We start from the raw sequence: 17,163 nt of genomic DNA, 5'->3' as shown, positions 1-17,163 counted from the left end.
ACAATGCCTAGCATCGCTAGATATTTTTAACTTCCAGGCCTGCGAGCTGATGCCAGTAACCATTGCATTGTTTATCGTGAATGATTTGTGGCTGATGGCCATGTTCGTTCGCTTTGAATTGCTCAACGTGTTCAAAGGTATTTAAGCCAAGAGGGCTGAGTCGAACCACGTCAACCAGCCCTTTCATACTTGGTTGGTCATTGACGAGGTTGTAGCAGTAGCCCGATTGCGTTTGAATGCCATTGAGGTTAAATACCGACTGACCTTCTTGGCTATCAACCTGCATACCTGTTGGGTACTTAATACAGCATGTCTCGCAATCGTCTTTGGCTTTATTCTCTGCGCGGGCAGTAAAGCAACGTGCAGAGTAGGCGAGGGGAAGGTAACCGTGGCTAAAGACCTCAACCTCAAATTGGTCGCGAATACCTAAATCGTCACACTGATCCATGACATTAGATAGCCAATCTCTTGATAGCTCGACCGGCATACACCACCGAATCATGCCTTGTTTTAAGAATAACTTTAAAGTGTGGGCATTGTAGGTATTGACTGCAGGGCCAACCACAAAGGGGGTTCTGTGTTCATGCGCCAGTTGAATCGCAGATACATCATTGGCTTCGATGGCAAAATCACCATTGTCGATGTAGCGCTTCATCACATTGACTTCGCTCGGCGCTTCTAAAAGTGCCATGGTAGAAAGAACAACCTGCTTTCCACTATCGGCTAAATCTTTAGCAATATCAAACCAGTGATTAGCCTTCATTTCACGACGCTTTGAGCAAACCGATTCACCAAGGTAAATGATATCTGATGCACTTTCTTTTGCTTGCTGATAGAAATTTTCTACATCTTGTTTTGGCCAGAAATACAGTAATGGGCCAAGTGAGTATTTCATTGTGTTTTCCATCCTCTTACTCCTACTGCCACTTACGGTGATAAGCACCTAGCGTTGTTTGAGTGCCTTCGGAGACATTAGCCAGAGTCGCATTCCAGGCCGCTTCAACTTGATACGATTCTGGGTTCGCTAGATAGCGATCAATCGCCGCTCGCCAAGTGCTTGTTACTTGTTCAACATAAGCAGGGCTGCGTTGGCGACCCTCTATTTTCACTGAAGCAACATTTGCTGAAAATAGCTCTGGCAGCATAGAGAGTGTGTTTAAGCTGGTTGGCTCTTCGAGTGCGTGATAACGCTTTCGTTCACCCTCTATATCTGCTTCAAATCGGCCTTTGCATAATGTTGGGTACCCTGCATTTTCACCTGCAGCGTACTTGTCGATGAGTATCTCGTTAAGTCGAGATTCCAGACCTGACTCCGTTTCTTGCCAGCGAACATACTTAGCGGGTGAGCATGCCCCCACCGTATTTGGTGATTCACCAGTCATGTAAGAAGAAAGGTAACAACGACCTTCAGCCATGATGCACAGGCTTCCAAAGGCAAACACTTCTAGATCAACACCTTGAGGGATATTTCGAGAGAGTTGCTTTACTTGATGAATTGATAAGACACGTGGCAGAACCACACGCTTAACATTAAAATTCTGGTGATAAAAATTGATAGCAGCGGAATTGGTCGCAGATGCTTGAACTGAAAGGTGTAACTCGAGTTCAGGGTACTTGTTAGCGGCGTATTCAAGCACAGCGATATCAGCGACGATGAGTGCATCAATGCCTAACTCCGCGGCTCTATCAACCGCGTTTGTCCATCGTTCGAATCCGTTTGGGTGTGCAAACGTATTCAGCGCAACATGTATCTTTTTATTGCGGTCATGAACGTATTGAACGGCTTTATCGAGTTTCTTACCTGTAAAGTTTAGGCCTGCAAAGTGACGGGCATTTGTATCATCTTTAAAGCCTATGTAAACCGCATCAGCTCCACAATCGATGGCCGTTTTCAGAGCGGGTAAATTACCTGCTGGGCATAGAAGTTCCACTGTTATGTACCAACTTTTTCAAACGTGACCGCATTTTATGAAGAATGAAGAATCGCGAATTTGATGTAAGGCAGGTTTGAGTCAATAAAGGGGAGGTTTGAGCAATAAAAAGGAGTAAATAGCGACATAGAGGTAGAGTTAACAATCAGCTTTTATGACGGCGGTTTTGAACAAAAAGCTCTTCAACTTCATGTTTTGGTTGTGGTCGGTAGAAATGGAAGCCTTGAATAGAATGGCAGTTCAAGTTGGATAATAGAGTGGCTTGTTGTTGAGTTTCCACACCCTCTGCAACCACGGACAGGTTTAATGATTTACCCAGATTAATAATATTCTCTATGACCGTAACTTGCTTAGGTAAGGTGTCCATATCACTGATAAAGGCTCGGTCTATCTTAAGTTCGTCGATAGGAAAACGAGCAAGGTAAGAGAGCGAGGAATACCCCGTTCCAAAGTCATCAATTGAGAGAGAGAATCCAAGTTTCTTAATAGCATTGAGCATCTGGATCGTGTGTTCACTGTCGCTCATGACGGCACTTTCTGTTAGTTCGAAAGTGATCGAGTTTGGATCAAGGTCTGTCGAGCGGAGCAATTTCTCCATGTAATCGATAAGTTTAGGGTTACCAAACTGTTCTGGAGAAAGGTTAATTGCTACACGGCCGGGTAAGATTCCCTGTAATTTCCATCGTTTAACTGTTGCGAATACTTCTCGCATGACAACGCGCCCAAGGTGCTCAATCAGCCCCGCTTTTTCAGCAACAGGAATAAAAGAGGCAGGGCTGATGTACCCTTCAACAGGGTGCTTCCAACGGATCAATGCTTCTGCTCCGTTGATGCTAAAATCACGTGCGTTGACTTTTGGTTGATACCACACTTCCAACCCATTTTGTTGCAGCGCTTTTTGTAACTCAATCTCTAGCCAAAGTCGCATACGCGCTTCTTTGTTCATCTGATCGTTAAATTTGATCAGACGATTACGGCCGCGATCTTTCGCTTCGTACATTGCTGTATCTGCATTTTGTAGCAAGATGCGAGCGTCATTACCGTCACCAGGGTAAGCAACACTGCCGATTGAGCAGGAGAGTCGTTTACTAAAGTGGTGAAGATCAAAGGGTTGGTTGATAAGACCAATAATTCGCTCGGCTAGAATTTCAGCCATACGGTTGTTTTCTGGCTGAGGAAGAATGAGTCCAAATTCATCGCCGCCAAGGTGCCCTAATACCGCCTGTTGTGGAAGCAAGCGCTTCAAGCGAGAGCAGACTTCTTTGATCACCTTGTCACCAATGTGATGCCCTAATGAGTCATTGATGTTCTTGAAGTTATCGATATCCAAATAAAGCATGATGAGCGGCGTTTCATTGTGAATGAATTGCTCTAATCGCTTTGTAAAACCAAATCGATTGTAAGACCCGGTTAAGGAGTCAACATGCGCGTCTTCTTGAGAACGGCTTGAAAGCTTCTTTGGTGCCGACTCTGCATCTTGAATCAGAATCAGTTGAGATTTATTGCCAAGCAATGTGGTGGAGTCGGCATGCAGCTGTACTTTTCTCTCTAAGCCACAACGTGGCCCGGTGATGCAAGTAAAAGGCTCATCGGTGATCAGTGTGCTCAATGGCGTACTAAACACCGTTTTGCTTTTTTCATCAACAAATAGTCGTGACAGATCTTCACCGAGTAAGTCGGCAGATGAGTTCATGCCAAGTAAGCGTATGGCCGACGGATTCGCTGAAATAATACAGTCGTCTTCCACAAGCAATAGCCCATCAGGAAGGAGTGATGCGAGTGTGGCGTATTTATCCTCGGACTCTTCTAAAGAACGGATAAGAATCTGTTTTTCAGAGGTATCAATCGCGTGGAAGATGACGTATTCCACTTTCTGCTCATTGAGGACTGGCGTTAAACTAAAATGCAGGCTGGTATCGACATCAATTTCATTCAGAGTGATTTCAGCTTCAAGGGTCTCGCCTAAAAATGCACGCTCGTAATAGGGCTTGATGTGATTATAAAAATGGCTCCCTAGGATTTGAGTATCATTCATTCCGTGGAGTTCGGTTAAAGGAAGGCCAGCAATATCACAATATCGCTGATTAACCATGCTGTAGTTATGTTGCTCGTCGATAACGGCAAAAAAGAATGGGCTGTGTAGGGTGATTTTTTCAAACCAATGTTGTAATTGTTGCGCAGGCATCAAAAACTACCAACTCTCCATTGCGTTTAGAATTTCACAGCGAGTGTGAAACGTGAGACGATATATTAACTATACCCGTGATTCCAAATATGTAAAACAATCTGACAGAGCAAAAAAGTACTCAGTACAACGCTTTGTTTTTTTGACACATAACAGGAACTGGTATTCATACATCAATTATGATGAAACATTGTATTTACAAAGTAACGGATAACGCGCGTGATAAACAAGATTCGCACTCAACTAGTTCAAAATGCTGCATCAATTTTGCGATCTCCAGTCCACTTTTTGCCTCTAACAGTACAAAAAAAAGCCTTACTAGAAACGATGAAAATGGTCTTTAAGGAAGCGCTTGAAGATGGCGATTTTGAGTTCTTGGAAGACAAATGGTTAAAGGTTGAAGTTCGCGATATGGAACTTTGTTGGTATATCAGTTATCAAGACGACAAGTTGGTGGTCGCAGAACAAGAAGTTGAAGAGCACGTAAGCTTCTCTGGAAACTTGAATGATTTAGTGCTCATTGCCGGTAGAAAAGAAGACCCAGATACGCTATTTTTCCAGCGCCGCTTATCCATTGAAGGCGATACGGAGTTAGGTCTAGAGGTTAAGAACTTGATGGACAGTGTCGATCTCGACCTATTACCTAAACCTTTGCAGATGTTGGTTGAACAACTCGCTGACTTCGTGAAAAAAGGTGTCCAAACGACGCCGACAACGACAACACGCACAAATGAGGTTGCGAATGCTTATACGAACTGAAGCTCCAGTTGATATTTTACCGATTGATCGTTTAGCCAAGGCTGCATTTGAGACGGATACTGAAGCTAATCTCATCATGAAGCTGCGTGAGAATAGCCATTTAACCTTATCTCTCGTTGCTTGTAATGATGATGGTGAGGTTATCGGGCACGCTATGTTTAGCCCAGTATTGGTCGAAGGGAAAGATTATCTTTGGCAAGGTCTAGCGCCAGTGTGTGTAAAGCAAGAATACCGAAATCAAGGTATTGCCGATGCGCTCATCAGAGAAGGGTTTTCGTCTCTGTTTGAATTCGGTTACCCAGTGTGTGTGGTATTAGGTGATCCAAAGTATTATTCTCGATTTGGCTTTTCTGCGGCTAAACCTTTGGGCTTTAAGTGCCAGTGGGATGTGCCTGAGGGGGCTTTTCAGATTATTGAGCTAGCTCCTGACCAATTAAAGCCTCATTCAGGGCTTATTGAGTACTGCCCAGAGTTTAATGAGCTAGGTTGATATTGATGCAACAGAGAGAGCTTCAATACTTGCAAGAGATGGGAATCGATTCTTGGCAATTGAATCATCCGGAGCGACTTGATGGTTATCAAGCACCGACGATCGAATTAAACGCTGAATGCCGTTTATTACTGGTATCAGCGGAGTTACCTAGTGGTGACCTAGCTGTCATGTTTGAGCGAGTATTGAAGAGCGTTAAACTGACGTTAAATCAAGCGCAGCATATTTATCCAGAGCAATTGCACTCTGTTCATTCAGATCAGCTGGTGTGGATCTGGTATGCAGGTACGGCCTCCGTGAATGATTCAATATCGGCAAATAAGTTGCTATCGCCACTGCTGTCTGAGATAGATGGTAACAACACACACCGAAGAGCGCTTTGGCAGCAAATTTGCTCGTATGAATAATGGTTTAGATTCTTAATGAAGACACATGAAATCGTTCCTATGAGTGACGTGCATGTCGCATCAATCCTCACTATTGAAAAAAGTGCGCACTCTCACCCGTGGTCAGAGTCTCTTATAAGAGATATCAATGGTCGCGGAGCATGTAACCACGTGATGTTGGTAGATAATCACGTGGTGGGTTATTTCTATGCGCAGAATATCGTGGGTGAAGTCACCTTACTGAATATTGCTGTATCGACTTCAGAGCAGGGAAAAGGGTACGGAAAGGTGTTAACTGAGTACTTCTTGGAAATGTGTGAGAAAGCAAAAGCAGAAAGTGCCTGGTTAGAGGTCAGAGAGAGCAATAAAAAAGCGTATCAGCTCTATGAGTCTGTTGGCTTTAATGAACTAGATAGAAGAGTGAACTATTACCCGACAGAGAAGGGGAAAGAAGATGCCATTATCATGAGTTATATATTCTTTTAGAAAGTCACTGTTCGGCAATCATTCTGTTCTATTTACTGTTAGATTTCATCGGATCCCCGAGCTCCTCTTCCCGCTCGGGGACGTAATACAAGTTTCCCTCAAAACGTTTTACGACCTCTTCTGCAGGCAAAGGTTTGTCAAATAGATAGCCTTGGAACTGATCACATCCAAGTTGTTTGAGTGCATGCAGTTCATACTGATCCTCAACCCCTTCTGCAATCACTTCTAAATTCAAACGTCTTGCTGTCATAACAATAGTATCGACAATCGCTTGGTCGCTTTTATCGAGGTGTAGCTTAGTGACAAATGAACGGTCAATCTTAAGTACATCGGCCGAAAGCAGCTTTAAGTAACGTAAAGAAGAGTAACCTGTACCAAAGTCATCAATGGATATTTTTAGCTGATGCTCTTTAAGCAAAGACATTTTTTGAATAGCACTTTCTACATTTTCTAAAAGCAGGCTTTCGGTGATTTCTAACTCAATGTGTTCCCCAGTGATCCCAGACTGAGAAAGGGCTTGCGTGATATGCTCCACAAAAGAGTCTTTTGAGAATTGAAGTGGGCTGATGTTGATGGCCAATCGTCTAAAGGTTGGGGGAAGTAAGCCTTTTTTCTTCCAAATCGAATACTGGTAGCAAGCCTGCTCAATGATCCAGTCGCCAATTGGCAGGATTTGCCCAGTCTCTTCTGCGATTGGCATAAACACACCAGGAGGGAGTATGCCTCGTTCCGGGTGATTCCATCTAATGAGTGCTTCAACCCCAACAATTTGATGTTTCTCATTCACTTGAGGTTGATAGTAAAGTTCTAGCTGCTCTTTGTTGAGTGCTTCGTGTAGGCCTTTCTCTATCTCTAAGAATGATTCAACCTGAGATTGCATCTCTGGTTCATAGAACATGTAGTTGTTACGGCCAGATCCTTTTGCTCTGTATAGCGCAGTATCGGCCTGACGAAGCACATCAATATTGGTACTGCCGACAGATGGAAAAACTGAAATTCCTATTGTCACAGTGCAGTAAAGCTGATGGTCATCAATAGAGTAGGGGTTGGAGACAATCGCGAGTATCTGTTTTGCCACATCGCCCGCTTCGTCACTGGATATCCCTGGAATGATAATAACAAACTCATCACCACCAATTCTTGCAGCGACATGGCCCTCTTTTAGCCAAGACTCCAAACGTTTAGCGATGGCCTTCAGGAGGTTATCGCCAATGGTATGACCCAACGAGTCATTAATGGTTTTAAAGCGATCAAGATCTAGGTAAAAGAGAACGCCCGTAGAATTGGACTGATTGGCAGACTCGATATACTCACTGAGCATTTGAAGCAGTAACGCACGATTTGCGAGCCCAGTTAATGTGTCGTAGTAGGCCAGTTGGTTTAGCTGTGCTTCGGCGTCTTCTCTTTGTTTCCATAGGTTGTGGAAAGAGATCGCGAGTTCGCCGAGTTCATCATGATGTTTCTGAACGGGAATAGGCACCGAACTCTGTTTGTCTTGAAGAGATTTCACCCAAGTAATTAAGGTGACGATGGGTTTTGAAAGCTTGTAGTAGAAAAATGCCAACAAGATTGTGGTCAGCAAAATATTCCGTATTAAATCGAATAAGATGGCTTGCGTCATTTTAGCCAAAAAATCTTCCGCTATGTCTGTGCCGTTTAAGGTGAAGCTTAGCTCCCCAACAATCAATTTAGAGTCTGGTTGGTGGAGTGCTGTTTTGTATACCGGCGCCGTTGGTGTGAGATAGTCGGAAAGAATTTGGATAAACGAGCTTTGACTTGCGACATCACGTTCGTTTTGGGTCAGGGTATCGCCAAAGTCATCGATGATCTTAACTTTATAGATCGCCGCATCCATCATCAGGCTTGATGCGACCTGCTCCGCAAGTAAATGGTTGAGGTGATAGGCTGCTTGGCTTGCGTTGGAGTAATTCTGTAGAAGCTTAAATTGGTAGTGCTCTTCAATACGCGATTGTTCTTTATAGAGGTCGACTAAAATATGATAAAAACTAAAGCATAATCCTAGTATCACAGACACTAGGAACACGGTTTTGGCTTGACGAAATGCAAGAGAATTTATCTTTTTGGATTTAAACATAGCTACTTTGGTTTTCCTCTTCTTACATAGTTATAGTCTATAAACGTCGATAAATTAATAACAAAGCGTCCGGAATAGAATAAATCTCTCTTGTCATCGGGCTTTAGTTGCTCCTAACGCAAATATGAGCGAGAATATCGCGCAAAATTGAATCGAACTGCTAGCTTGGTATAACCTACTTGCCACACTTAGCGCTAGCCCAAAAGAAGACCCTTTCATGTCAAATAGCCCATTTATTGGTGAAGTTTCTAAACGTAGAACGTTCGCTATCATTTCTCACCCGGATGCGGGTAAAACCACGATAACTGAAAAAGTTCTTTTATTCGGAAACGCGATTCAAAAAGCGGGTACCGTAAAAGGCCGTGGCTCCAACCAGCACGCTAAATCTGACTGGATGGAGATGGAAAAAGAACGTGGTATCTCAGTGACTACGTCGGTTATGCAATTCCCATTTAATGATTGTCTAGTCAACCTACTCGATACTCCGGGACATGAAGATTTCTCGGAAGATACGTACCGTACGCTAACCGCTGTTGATTCTTGTTTGATGGTTATCGATGCTGCGAAAGGTGTCGAGGATCGTACTCGTAAGCTGATGGAAGTCACGCGTCTACGTGATACGCCCATCGTCACGTTTATGAACAAACTTGACCGTGATGTTCGTGATCCAATGGAAGTGCTTGATGAAGTAGAAAGTGAGCTGGGTATGGCCTGTGCGCCAATCTCTTGGCCGATTGGTTGTGGTAAAGAATTTAAAGGTGTGTACCACATTCACCGTGATGAAACGATCTTGTATGAATCTGGCCATGGGCATGAGATCCAAGAAGTTCGTATCATTAAAGGTTTGGATAACCCTGATTTAGACGAAGCCGTTGGCGCTGACTTAGCTGAAAGCGTACGTGAAGAGATTGAATTGGTTGTTGGCGCATGCCCAGAATTTGATCATGAGTTATTCCTGGCGGGCGAATTAACGCCTGTGTATTTCGGTACCGCATTGGGTAACTTCGGTGTGGATCATATGCTTGATGGTTTGACAGAGTGGGCTCCAGGTCCGCAAACACGTCAGGCCAATGAGCGTGAAGTCGTTGCGACAGAAGAGAAGTTTTCAGGTTTCGTATTTAAGATCCAAGCAAACATGGATCCTAAGCACCGTGACCGTATAGCCTTTATGCGCATCGTATCGGGTACTTACAACCAAGGCATGAAGATGAATCATGTTCGTACCGGTAAAAACGTCAGTATCTCGGATGCAGTAACCTTCATGGCAGGTGACCGTGCTCGAGCTGAGAAAGCGTATGCAGGTGACATTATCGGTCTGCATAACCACGGTACAATTCAAATTGGTGATACGTTTACTCAGGGTGAAGCTCTGAAGTTCTCAGGTATTCCTAACTTTGCGCCAGAGTTATTCCGTCGTATTCGTCTGCGTGATCCGTTGAAGCAAAAGCAACTATTGAAAGGCTTGGTTCAGCTTTCAGAAGAGGGTGCTGTACAGGTGTTCCGTCCACTGCAAAATAACGACTTGATCGTTGGTGCGGTTGGTGTCCTTCAGTTTGATGTGGTTGTCGCGCGATTGAAAGCGGAATACAACGTTGAAGCGATTTATGAAAGCGTGAACGTTGCTACAGCGCGTTGGATTGAATGTGATGATGCGAAGAAGCTTGAAGAGTTTAAGCGCAAGAACCAGACTAACCTAGCGCTCGATGGTGGCGATAATCTATCGTATGTAGCGCCAACGATGGTGAACCTGAATCTAGCGAAAGAACGCTTTCCAGATGTTGAGTTCCGCGCGACTCGCGAACACTAATACTCTTCATATTCGAATCTCTAGTTGCGTTAGCTTCACTCATCCGCCCCAGTCACATAGTTTACTATGTTCCCGGGGCCGGATTCGCTTGTTGCCTTGCTAGAACTCCAACTATTTTGAGTATCTGCGCTCAGGTCTGAATGTAAGTTATGTCGCGCATGGTCGCCTAGTTCTCACGCGAAATGCTTTGAAGGTGTGTTCAGGAAGTTGGTTAATAGCAACTGTGTTGAGTATTCGTGCTCAGGACCGAGAGTCAGCGTGTTATAGATACAAAAATGCCGCTTCGATTGAAGCGGCATTTTTTATTTATCAGTAGATGATTTATTTCTTCTTAGGGCTCTTTTTCTTAGCGACCTTTTTCTTTGCGTCTTTCTTTTTCACGTCTTTCTTCTTTTTCTTTGTTGACGCTTTTTTGTGTTGTGGACGCATCTCTTTGATGAAGCGTTCTTTGATCTCTTCATCAATATAGCGAGCAACCCGCTCAAGCATGGCTTGGTCATGTGCTTCTACAATTGATAGAGCGTTACCTTTCTTACCTGCGCGGGCTGTACGGCCAATACGGTGAAGGTAAACATCGGCAGAGCGAGGCATGTCATAGTTAATGACGTGGCTGACATCTGGAAGATCGATACCACGAGCGGCAACATCGGTTGCAAGTAGTACGTTTACTGTACCGTCACGGAAACGTTCAATTGCGTTGTTACGACGATCTTGTGGCATTTCACCCTGAATCCAAGCACAAGGGATCTGCGCTTTTTCTAGCTCAATACGCAATTCGGCCAAACGCTCTCGAGTCTTCAAAAAGACAATAGAACGCTCCGCTTGCTCGGTGAGTATCTTCTTAAGAAGTGCCAGTTTATGCTCCATGCTATCGGCGCGGTGATACCATTGAGTAATCTTTTTGCGCTCACGGCGAGAGGGTTCTGCGGACACTTCTGCTGGGTTTTTAAGAAGATCAGCGGTGAAGCCTTCGACACCACGTCCTTCTAGCGTTGCAGAAAAGAGCAGAGTTTGTTTACGCCAGCGACACTCGGCAGCCAGTCGATCAACCACTGGGGCAAAGCCCATGTCTAGCATGCGATCCGCTTCATCAAGGATCAGCCACTCAATGGCACGGCAATCAAAGCGCTCTGACTCGATGTATTCCATTAGGCGGCCTGGTGTTGCTACTACAATATCTTGCGTTGTCGCGAGAATATCGGCGTGTTCTTGGTATTGAACACCACCAGTAATCGTAAAGACGTTTAATCGTGTATTTTTAGCTAGTGCCCTTGCTTGGTCGGCCACCTGCATTGCAAGTTCACGGGTTGGCGTAAGGATCAGAACACGCGCTGGCCCAGGTTTCTTACGTGGAAAGTCGAGTAGGTATTGCAGTGCAGGAATGGCAAAAGCTGCCGTTTTACCTGTACCAGTTGGCGCAGAGGCAAGAATATCTTTACCGTCCAAAGCTTGTGGGATTGCATCTTCTTGAATTTGCGTAGGGCGCTCAAACCCTAGCTCTTCAATTGCTGCAATAAGGGTATCATCTAGATCAAGGTCAGCAAAAGTTCTGATCACTGTAGTTCTCCACAAGCCAATGGGCGTGTTAGGCAAAAATTAGGTCGGATATTATAGAGGTAATAGTGATTATGATCACATGATATTTCTACATCTTGAGATAAAAGTTCTGAGTTAAGGCGCGAAAGTCGTCGCTGTATCCCTCGTTATTGTGAATGGTCAGGCTGTTTTCCTGAATCTCTGCTTTTACTTTCGATAGCTCTATCAATAACCTAGACGCTTTTTTTGCCTCGGTTGTTTTCACGTGACAGAGTCTGTGAACGTGCCAGTCTTGCGTATTTGCGAGTGCAATAAGTTGTTCACCTTCGACAGCAGGGAGAATGAAACTCGCGGAACCTGACGGCGTTGTAAGATCGTAACACCGTTTTAGGAGCGCTTTATGCGAGAGTGTATCTGTATGGCGAGCGGTCGCTCGTTGAGTATGTTGAGATTGTTCACCTGAGTTGAAGTAGGGGGGATTACAAATAATCCCGTCAAACAAGGCCTCAAAGGTCAACTCTAGTATATCGCCTTCATGCAGATTAATTCGTTTACTCCAAGGCGACTTCTGAAAGTTGTATCGAGCACTCTCTATGGCGTGGTGGTCAATATCAACGGCGGTGATTGCCAGTTGCTCAGATCTTTGCGCACACATGAGTGCTAACAAGCCTGTCCCCGTTCCAACATCGAGCAGAGTGCGAAGTGACTCTATACGAGCCCATGCGCCAAGTAGCACACCGTCGGTACTGACTGGCATTCCTGAATGACCGCCTTCTATTGAAAACTGTTTAAAATTGAAGCTCTTAGTTTTTAATGTGCTACTTTTCATCTTTATATTGTCAGTTTGCCAATTGTTGGTAAAAACATCTGTTGTTAAAACAATGTATGGTTTTTTATTCTACTTCTTTTCATTTGAGTAGAAATATTGATCTTGTTTATGTGCTAGTAATCCATTCGTAACTAGTGTTATTCACTGCCTGTCGCGCAAAAAGGCAGTGTTATATTGTGTTTTTCTCCCAGCGGTTGCTTGTCATCAAGTGTTTCGTCATTATTCGCGCCCCAATTAAAGCGTATTGTGCTGTTCGGGCATGCATATGCAAAACGTTACACCGTTTAACATGACAATAAGGGTTAGCTGTGAAGCAGACTTTAAAACTGACAGATATTATAGCCGTTGGCTTCATGCTGTTTGCCTTTTTCTTAGGTGCAGGCAACATTATTTTTCCTCCTCTCGCGGGACAATTAGCGGGTGAAAACTTGATGCCAGCGATGTTTGGCTTTCTTTTTACAGCCGTAGGCTTACCACTCATTACGATTGTGGCCATCGCAAAGGCGGGCGGAAGTTGGGAGCATCTCACTCAAGATTTGCCCTTACGTGTTGCTACGGTGATTGCTGTACTTATATTTATCATTATTGGGCCTGCTTTTGCTGCTCCTCGTACTGGCCTTGTTGCCTACGAAATGGCGGTGCGACCTTTTATTGCGGAAGCGACCCAATCTGATCTTACTCTATTTTCCATTGCTTTCTTTTCAATCGCTATGTTCTTTGCATGGTCACAGGGCCGTTTAATTGATCTGATTGGTAAGGTATTAACGCCTGCTTTGTTTATCGGCCTGATCATTCTAGCCGTTGCTGTTTTTGTTGATCCACAAGGACAATTAATTGCGGCTCAAGGTGATTATGCGACGCAGCCTTTTACCAAAGGATTCCTAGAAGGTTACAACACGATGGATACGTTTGGTTCATTGATGTTTGGTATGTTGATCGTCGATGCCCTGCGTAGTAAAGGCATTACTGATCGAAGCGCGACTGCGAAGTATTTGATTCGTGCCGCTTGTATTGCTGCTGCTGGTTTGGCTTTTGTGTACATTTCACTCTTTTATCTCGGTGCAACTAGCGCAGCTGTGGCGGCTAGTGCGGATAACGGTGGTGTGATTTTAAGCCTTTACGTTCAGGCATTGTTTGGCCCTTACGGTCAGGTAGTGTTATCTGTAATCGTGCTGCTAGCGTGTCTAACTACGGCGATTGGTCTTATTTCAGCCTGTTCTGATTACTTCAGTGCGTTGACAGCGATGAGCTACAAGAAATGGGTGGTTATTATTGGTACTGCCTGTGCTGTGGTAGCCAATGTTGGTTTGTCTCAACTTATAGCCCTATCAGTTCCTGTGTTATTTGCTTTGTACCCAGTCGCTATTGCATTGGTTGCGCTCGCTTTTGTGCGTGAGAAACTACCGAATCCACGCGTTGCTTATCGTGTCGTTGTGCTCATTGCCTTGATATTTGCGTTGATTGATGCGGCAAAAGTATCTGGTGTGGATGTTTCTGCTCTAAATATGCTTCCATTATTTGATATGGGAATGGGGTGGCTACTACCGACCTTTGCTTCGATTATTTGCATGTTTTTTATCGGCAAAGAAGCGAACCTGAAAAACGAAGTACCAGGACAAGAGCTGTTTGAAGATAGAGCGAGCTAACGGTTTCTCTGTTTTTAAGTTAAAAAGGTCGATGGAAACATTGGCCTTTTTTATTTCTATTTTCCTAGGTTTTTTCTGTATCTTCATCACATTTTTGAGTAAACTTCCTCGGTTAAATTCTACTCATAACCGATGAGCTAAAATGTTTGAAATCAATCCAATTAAAAACCGTCTGCAGGATGTGTCTGAGCGCACAAATATCCTGAGGGGGTACCTTTGACTATGACGCTAAGAAAGAGCGCCTAGAAGAAGTAAACGCAGAATTAGAACAACCTGATGTATGGAACGAACCTGATCGCGCTCAAGCCTTAGGTAAAGAACGTGCCTCTCTTGAAGCTGTTGTTGAAACCATCGACCAACTTGATCAGGGTGTTGAGGATGTTGAAGGGTTATTAGAGCTTGCCGTTGAAGAGGAAGATCAGGAAACGTTTGATGAAATCGAACCTGAACTGGCCGAGCTTGAAGCGAAACTCGAGAAGCTAGAATTTCGTCGTATGTTCGCAGGCGATCACGACTCAGCAGATTGCTATATTGATCTACAATCTGGCTCTGGTGGTACTGAAGCGCAAGACTGGACTTCAATGATGTTACGCATGTACTTGCGTTGGGCTGAAGCAAAAGGCTTTAAGACCGAAGTTATCGAAGTCTCTGATGGCGAAGTTGCTGGCCTTAAAGGGGCGACAATTCGCATTGCTGGTGAGTATGCTTACGGTTGGCTTCGCACAGAGACAGGTGTTCACCGTCTGGTTCGTAAGTCTCCTTTTGACTCAAGTGGCCGACGCCATACTTCTTTTGCTTCTGCGTTTATCTATCCAGAGATTGATGACAACATTCAAATAGATATCAACCCATCTGACTTACGTATTGATGTGTATCGCGCATCGGGCGCAGGTGGTCAGCACGTAAACACGACTGAATCCGCCGTACGTATTACCCACGAACCTACGAATATTGTGGTTCAGTGTCAAAATGATCGTTCTCAACATAAGAACAAAGATCAGGCGATGAAACAGTTACGTGCGAAGTTATTCGAATACGAACTGCAAAAGCAGAATGCTGAGAAGCAAGCCAATGAAGACGCTAAGTCAGACATTGGTTGGGGAAGCCAAATCCGCTCATACGTATTGGATGATTCTCGTATTAAAGATTTACGCACCGGCGTTGAAAACCGCAACACACAAGCGGTTTTAGACGGCGATCTAGACAAATTTATTGAAGCTAGCCTGAAATCAGGTCTGTAAGCTTTTAACGGAAAAACAGGATACATCGAAAATGACTGATGCTGCTAATCAAGACAACCAACAAGAAGCCAATTCACCGGAAGAGAATAAGCTAATCGCTGAGCGTCGTAGCAAGTTGGATCACATCCGCCAAAACTGTAAATCAAACGGTCATCCGAATGATTTTCGTCGCACGGATCTAGCCGGCGACCTACAAGCTGAGTTCGGTGAAAAGACCAAAGAAGAACTGGAAGAATTAAACCACATCGTTGCCATCGCAGGTCGTGTCATGGCGAAGCGTGGTCCTTTCCTTGCTATTCAAGAAACGTCTGGTCGTATCCAAGCGTACGCAGCGAAAGATGTACAAAAAGTATTGAAAGAGAAGTACCAAGGCCTCGATATCGGTGACATTATCGGTGTGAAAGGTGCGCTTCATAAATCAGGTAAAGGCGATCTTTACGTGAATATGGAAGAGTTTGAATTGCTGACTAAAGCACTTCGTCCTTTACCTGAGAAGTTCCACGGTCTGACTGACCAAGAGATGCGTTACCGTCAGCGTTACGTTGACCTCATCGTGAACGAAGACTCTCGCAACGCATTCATCGTGCGTTCTAAGCTTGTTTCTTCAATCCGTAACTTCATGAGCGCTAAAGGCTATCTAGAAGTTGAAACACCAATGATGCACGTGATCCCTGGTGGTGCGACGGCTCGCCCATTCATCACTCATCACAACGCACTCGACATCGACATGTACCTACGTGTTGCCCCTGAGCTTTACCTTAAGCGTCTAGTGGTTGGTGGTTTTGATCGTGTATTCGAGATCAACCGTAACTTCCGTAACGAAGGTCTCTCTCCACGTCACAACCCAGAATTCACAATGATGGAATTCTACCAAGCGTACGCTGACTACAAAGACCTTATGGACTTAACTGAAGAGATGCTAAGCACGGCAGCAATGGACGTTCTTGGTTCGACTTCTATGCCTTACGGTGAGGAAACGGTTGAGTTCGGTGGTACTTACGCTCGCCTGAGCATGTTCGATGCAATCAAACACTACAACCCTGAGCACGCTGAGATTCAAGCGCTAACAGAAGCAGACCTACAAGACCGTAAGAAGATGGTTGCTATCGCGAAGTCTGTACACGTAGACGTAGAAACGTTCTGGACATGTGGTCAGCTTCTTGAAGAGATCTTTGGTGAAACGGCTGAGCCACAGCTGATTCAACCAACGTTCATCACGGGCTACCCAGCGGACATCTCTCCACTAGCACGTCGTAGCGATGACAACCCGTTCTTCACAGACCGCTTTGAGTTCTTCATCGGTGGCCGTGAAGTAGCGAATGGTTTCTCTGAGCTTAACGATGCACAAGACCAAGACGAGCGTTTCAAAGCGCAAGTAAACGCGAAAGACGCAGGCGATGATGAAGCAATGTACTACGATGCTGACTACATCACAGCACTAGAGCACGGCCTACCGCCAACAGCGGGTCAAGGTATCGGTATCGACCGTCTAGCGATGCTATTTACAAACACACACACAATCCGTGACGTGATCTTATTCCCTGCAATGCGACCACAAGCGTAAGCGATTGGAGTGCTAGCTTTTTAGCTGGTTTTCAGGAAAATATCGCATCGCATTCATTGTGAAATGTAAAAACCACCTTCGGGTGGTTTTTTTGTACATCCAAATTGAAAAACAGATGTTTGATAGATGTCTAGATGTAACAAGGTGTTTCATGGTGGTGGCTTTATGTGAGTCTGGTTTTATATTTATATTGAATATATAGTGATGT

General features: G+C 44.5%; 14 protein-coding genes. 8 read left to right on the top strand and 6 right to left on the bottom strand.

All coding sequences use genetic code 11. The annotated features are described in order from the left end of the window. Nucleotides 1-16: 16 nt before the first annotated feature. The 3 genes from BCU12_RS12320 to BCU12_RS12310 form a co-directional block, all read right to left on the bottom strand. Nucleotides 17-895, bottom strand: a complete 879-nt coding sequence (locus tag BCU12_RS12320; RefSeq protein ID WP_241909820.1) for a U32 family peptidase — start codon at nucleotides 893-895, stop codon at nucleotides 17-19. Nucleotides 896-917: 22 nt separating this feature from the next. Beyond that, nucleotides 918-1,931: a peptidase U32 family protein gene (locus BCU12_RS12315; protein ID WP_102404545.1), complete on the bottom strand. Its 1,014-nt coding sequence runs from the start codon at nucleotides 1,929-1,931 to the stop codon at nucleotides 918-920. A gap of 145 nt (nucleotides 1,932-2,076) precedes the next feature. After that, nucleotides 2,077-4,116: an EAL domain-containing protein gene (locus tag BCU12_RS12310; protein WP_102404544.1), complete on the bottom strand. Its 2,040-nt coding sequence runs from the start codon at nucleotides 4,114-4,116 to the stop codon at nucleotides 2,077-2,079. Nucleotides 4,117-4,335: 219 nt separating this feature from the next. Here BCU12_RS12310 and BCU12_RS12305 point away from each other — a divergent pair, with 219 nt between their 5' ends. The 4 genes from BCU12_RS12305 to rimI are packed head-to-tail and all read left to right on the top strand — an operon-like array spanning nucleotide 4,336 to nucleotide 6,237. After that, a complete protein-coding gene (locus BCU12_RS12305) occupies nucleotides 4,336-4,875 on the top strand; it encodes an SCP2 domain-containing protein (protein ID WP_102404543.1) in 540 nt (179 codons plus the stop codon). Then, the gene (locus BCU12_RS12300) at nucleotides 4,859-5,365 is read left to right on the top strand and encodes an N-acetyltransferase (protein WP_102404542.1); all 507 of its coding nucleotides are present in this window, start codon (nucleotides 4,859-4,861) and stop codon (nucleotides 5,363-5,365) included. The genes BCU12_RS12305 and BCU12_RS12300 overlap by 17 nt, the downstream gene beginning before the upstream one ends. Nucleotides 5,366-5,370: 5 nt before the next feature. After that, complete coding sequence (locus BCU12_RS12295) at nucleotides 5,371-5,772, top strand: DNA polymerase III subunit psi (RefSeq protein WP_102404541.1); 402 nt, start codon at nucleotides 5,371-5,373, stop codon at nucleotides 5,770-5,772. Nucleotides 5,773-5,787: 15 nt separating this feature from the next. Next, on the top strand, nucleotides 5,788-6,237 hold the full coding sequence (gene rimI / locus BCU12_RS12290; RefSeq protein ID WP_102404540.1) for a ribosomal protein S18-alanine N-acetyltransferase: 450 nt from the start codon (nucleotides 5,788-5,790) through the stop codon (nucleotides 6,235-6,237). A gap of 28 nt (nucleotides 6,238-6,265) precedes the next feature. On the opposite strand, the gene BCU12_RS12285 is transcribed toward rimI, so the two are convergent. Then, the gene (locus BCU12_RS12285; protein WP_102404539.1) at nucleotides 6,266-8,332 is read right to left on the bottom strand and encodes an EAL domain-containing protein; all 2,067 of its coding nucleotides are present in this window, start codon (nucleotides 8,330-8,332) and stop codon (nucleotides 6,266-6,268) included. 217 nt (nucleotides 8,333-8,549) lie between these two features. On the opposite strand from BCU12_RS12285, the gene prfC reads away from it, so the two are divergent. Beyond that, the gene (prfC, locus tag BCU12_RS12280) at nucleotides 8,550-10,139 is read left to right on the top strand and encodes a peptide chain release factor 3 (RefSeq protein WP_102404538.1); all 1,590 of its coding nucleotides are present in this window, start codon (nucleotides 8,550-8,552) and stop codon (nucleotides 10,137-10,139) included. Between the two features lie 321 nt (nucleotides 10,140-10,460). Here prfC and srmB read toward each other — a convergent pair whose 3' ends face one another. Both srmB and BCU12_RS12270 read right to left on the bottom strand, forming a co-directional pair. Next, nucleotides 10,461-11,696: an ATP-dependent RNA helicase SrmB gene (gene srmB, locus BCU12_RS12275; protein ID WP_102404537.1), complete on the bottom strand. Its 1,236-nt coding sequence runs from the start codon at nucleotides 11,694-11,696 to the stop codon at nucleotides 10,461-10,463. Between the two features lie 88 nt (nucleotides 11,697-11,784). Next, the gene (locus BCU12_RS12270; protein ID WP_102404536.1) at nucleotides 11,785-12,504 is read right to left on the bottom strand and encodes a methyltransferase; all 720 of its coding nucleotides are present in this window, start codon (nucleotides 12,502-12,504) and stop codon (nucleotides 11,785-11,787) included. Between the two features lie 308 nt (nucleotides 12,505-12,812). Between BCU12_RS12270 and brnQ the strand changes: the two genes are divergently transcribed. The 3 genes from brnQ (at nucleotide 12,813) to lysS (ending at nucleotide 16,955) form a co-directional block, all read left to right on the top strand. Next, complete coding sequence (gene brnQ / locus BCU12_RS12265; RefSeq protein WP_102404535.1) at nucleotides 12,813-14,150, top strand: branched-chain amino acid transport system II carrier protein; 1,338 nt, start codon at nucleotides 12,813-12,815, stop codon at nucleotides 14,148-14,150. A gap of 142 nt (nucleotides 14,151-14,292) precedes the next feature. After that, nucleotides 14,293-15,391, top strand: a protein-coding gene (gene prfB, locus BCU12_RS12260) for a peptide chain release factor 2 (RefSeq protein ID WP_102404534.1) whose coding sequence is annotated in 2 segments (ribosomal slippage) — nucleotides 14,293-14,367 and nucleotides 14,369-15,391 — 1,098 coding nt in all. Because the reading frame shifts where the segments join, the coding sequence is not laid out codon by codon here. Between the two features lie 31 nt (nucleotides 15,392-15,422). Beyond that, complete coding sequence (lysS, locus tag BCU12_RS12255; RefSeq protein WP_102404533.1) at nucleotides 15,423-16,955, top strand: lysine--tRNA ligase; 1,533 nt, start codon at nucleotides 15,423-15,425, stop codon at nucleotides 16,953-16,955. Nucleotides 16,956-17,163 lie beyond the last annotated feature (208 nt).

The organism is Vibrio sp. 10N.261.55.A7 (genome assembly GCF_002877365.1).
GTDB lineage: Bacteria > Pseudomonadota > Gammaproteobacteria > Enterobacterales > Vibrionaceae > Vibrio.
The sequence above is the reverse complement of the archived record's forward strand: the minus strand, read 5'-3'. Positions and strand labels throughout refer to the sequence as shown.

Excerpts from the sequence above, each read along its gene's own strand:
- BCU12_RS12320 (WP_241909820.1), bottom strand. The coding sequence starts at position 895 with ATGAAATACTCACTTGGCCCATTACTGTATTTCTGGCCAAAACAAGAT.
- BCU12_RS12310 (WP_102404544.1), bottom strand. The coding sequence starts at position 4,116 with ATGCCTGCGCAACAATTACAACATTGGTTTGAAAAAATCACCCTACAC.
- BCU12_RS12300 (WP_102404542.1), top strand. The coding sequence starts at position 4,859 with ATGCTTATACGAACTGAAGCTCCAGTTGATATTTTACCGATTGATCGT.
- BCU12_RS12295 (WP_102404541.1), top strand. The coding sequence starts at position 5,371 with ATGCAACAGAGAGAGCTTCAATACTTGCAAGAGATGGGAATCGATTCT.
- rimI (WP_102404540.1), top strand. The coding sequence starts at position 5,788 with ATGAAGACACATGAAATCGTTCCTATGAGTGACGTGCATGTCGCATCA.
- BCU12_RS12285 (WP_102404539.1), bottom strand. The coding sequence starts at position 8,332 with ATGTTTAAATCCAAAAAGATAAATTCTCTTGCATTTCGTCAAGCCAAA.
- prfC (WP_102404538.1), top strand. The coding sequence starts at position 8,550 with ATGTCAAATAGCCCATTTATTGGTGAAGTTTCTAAACGTAGAACGTTC.
- BCU12_RS12270 (WP_102404536.1), bottom strand. The coding sequence starts at position 12,504 with ATGAAAAGTAGCACATTAAAAACTAAGAGCTTCAATTTTAAACAGTTT.
- lysS (WP_102404533.1), top strand. The coding sequence starts at position 15,423 with ATGACTGATGCTGCTAATCAAGACAACCAACAAGAAGCCAATTCACCG.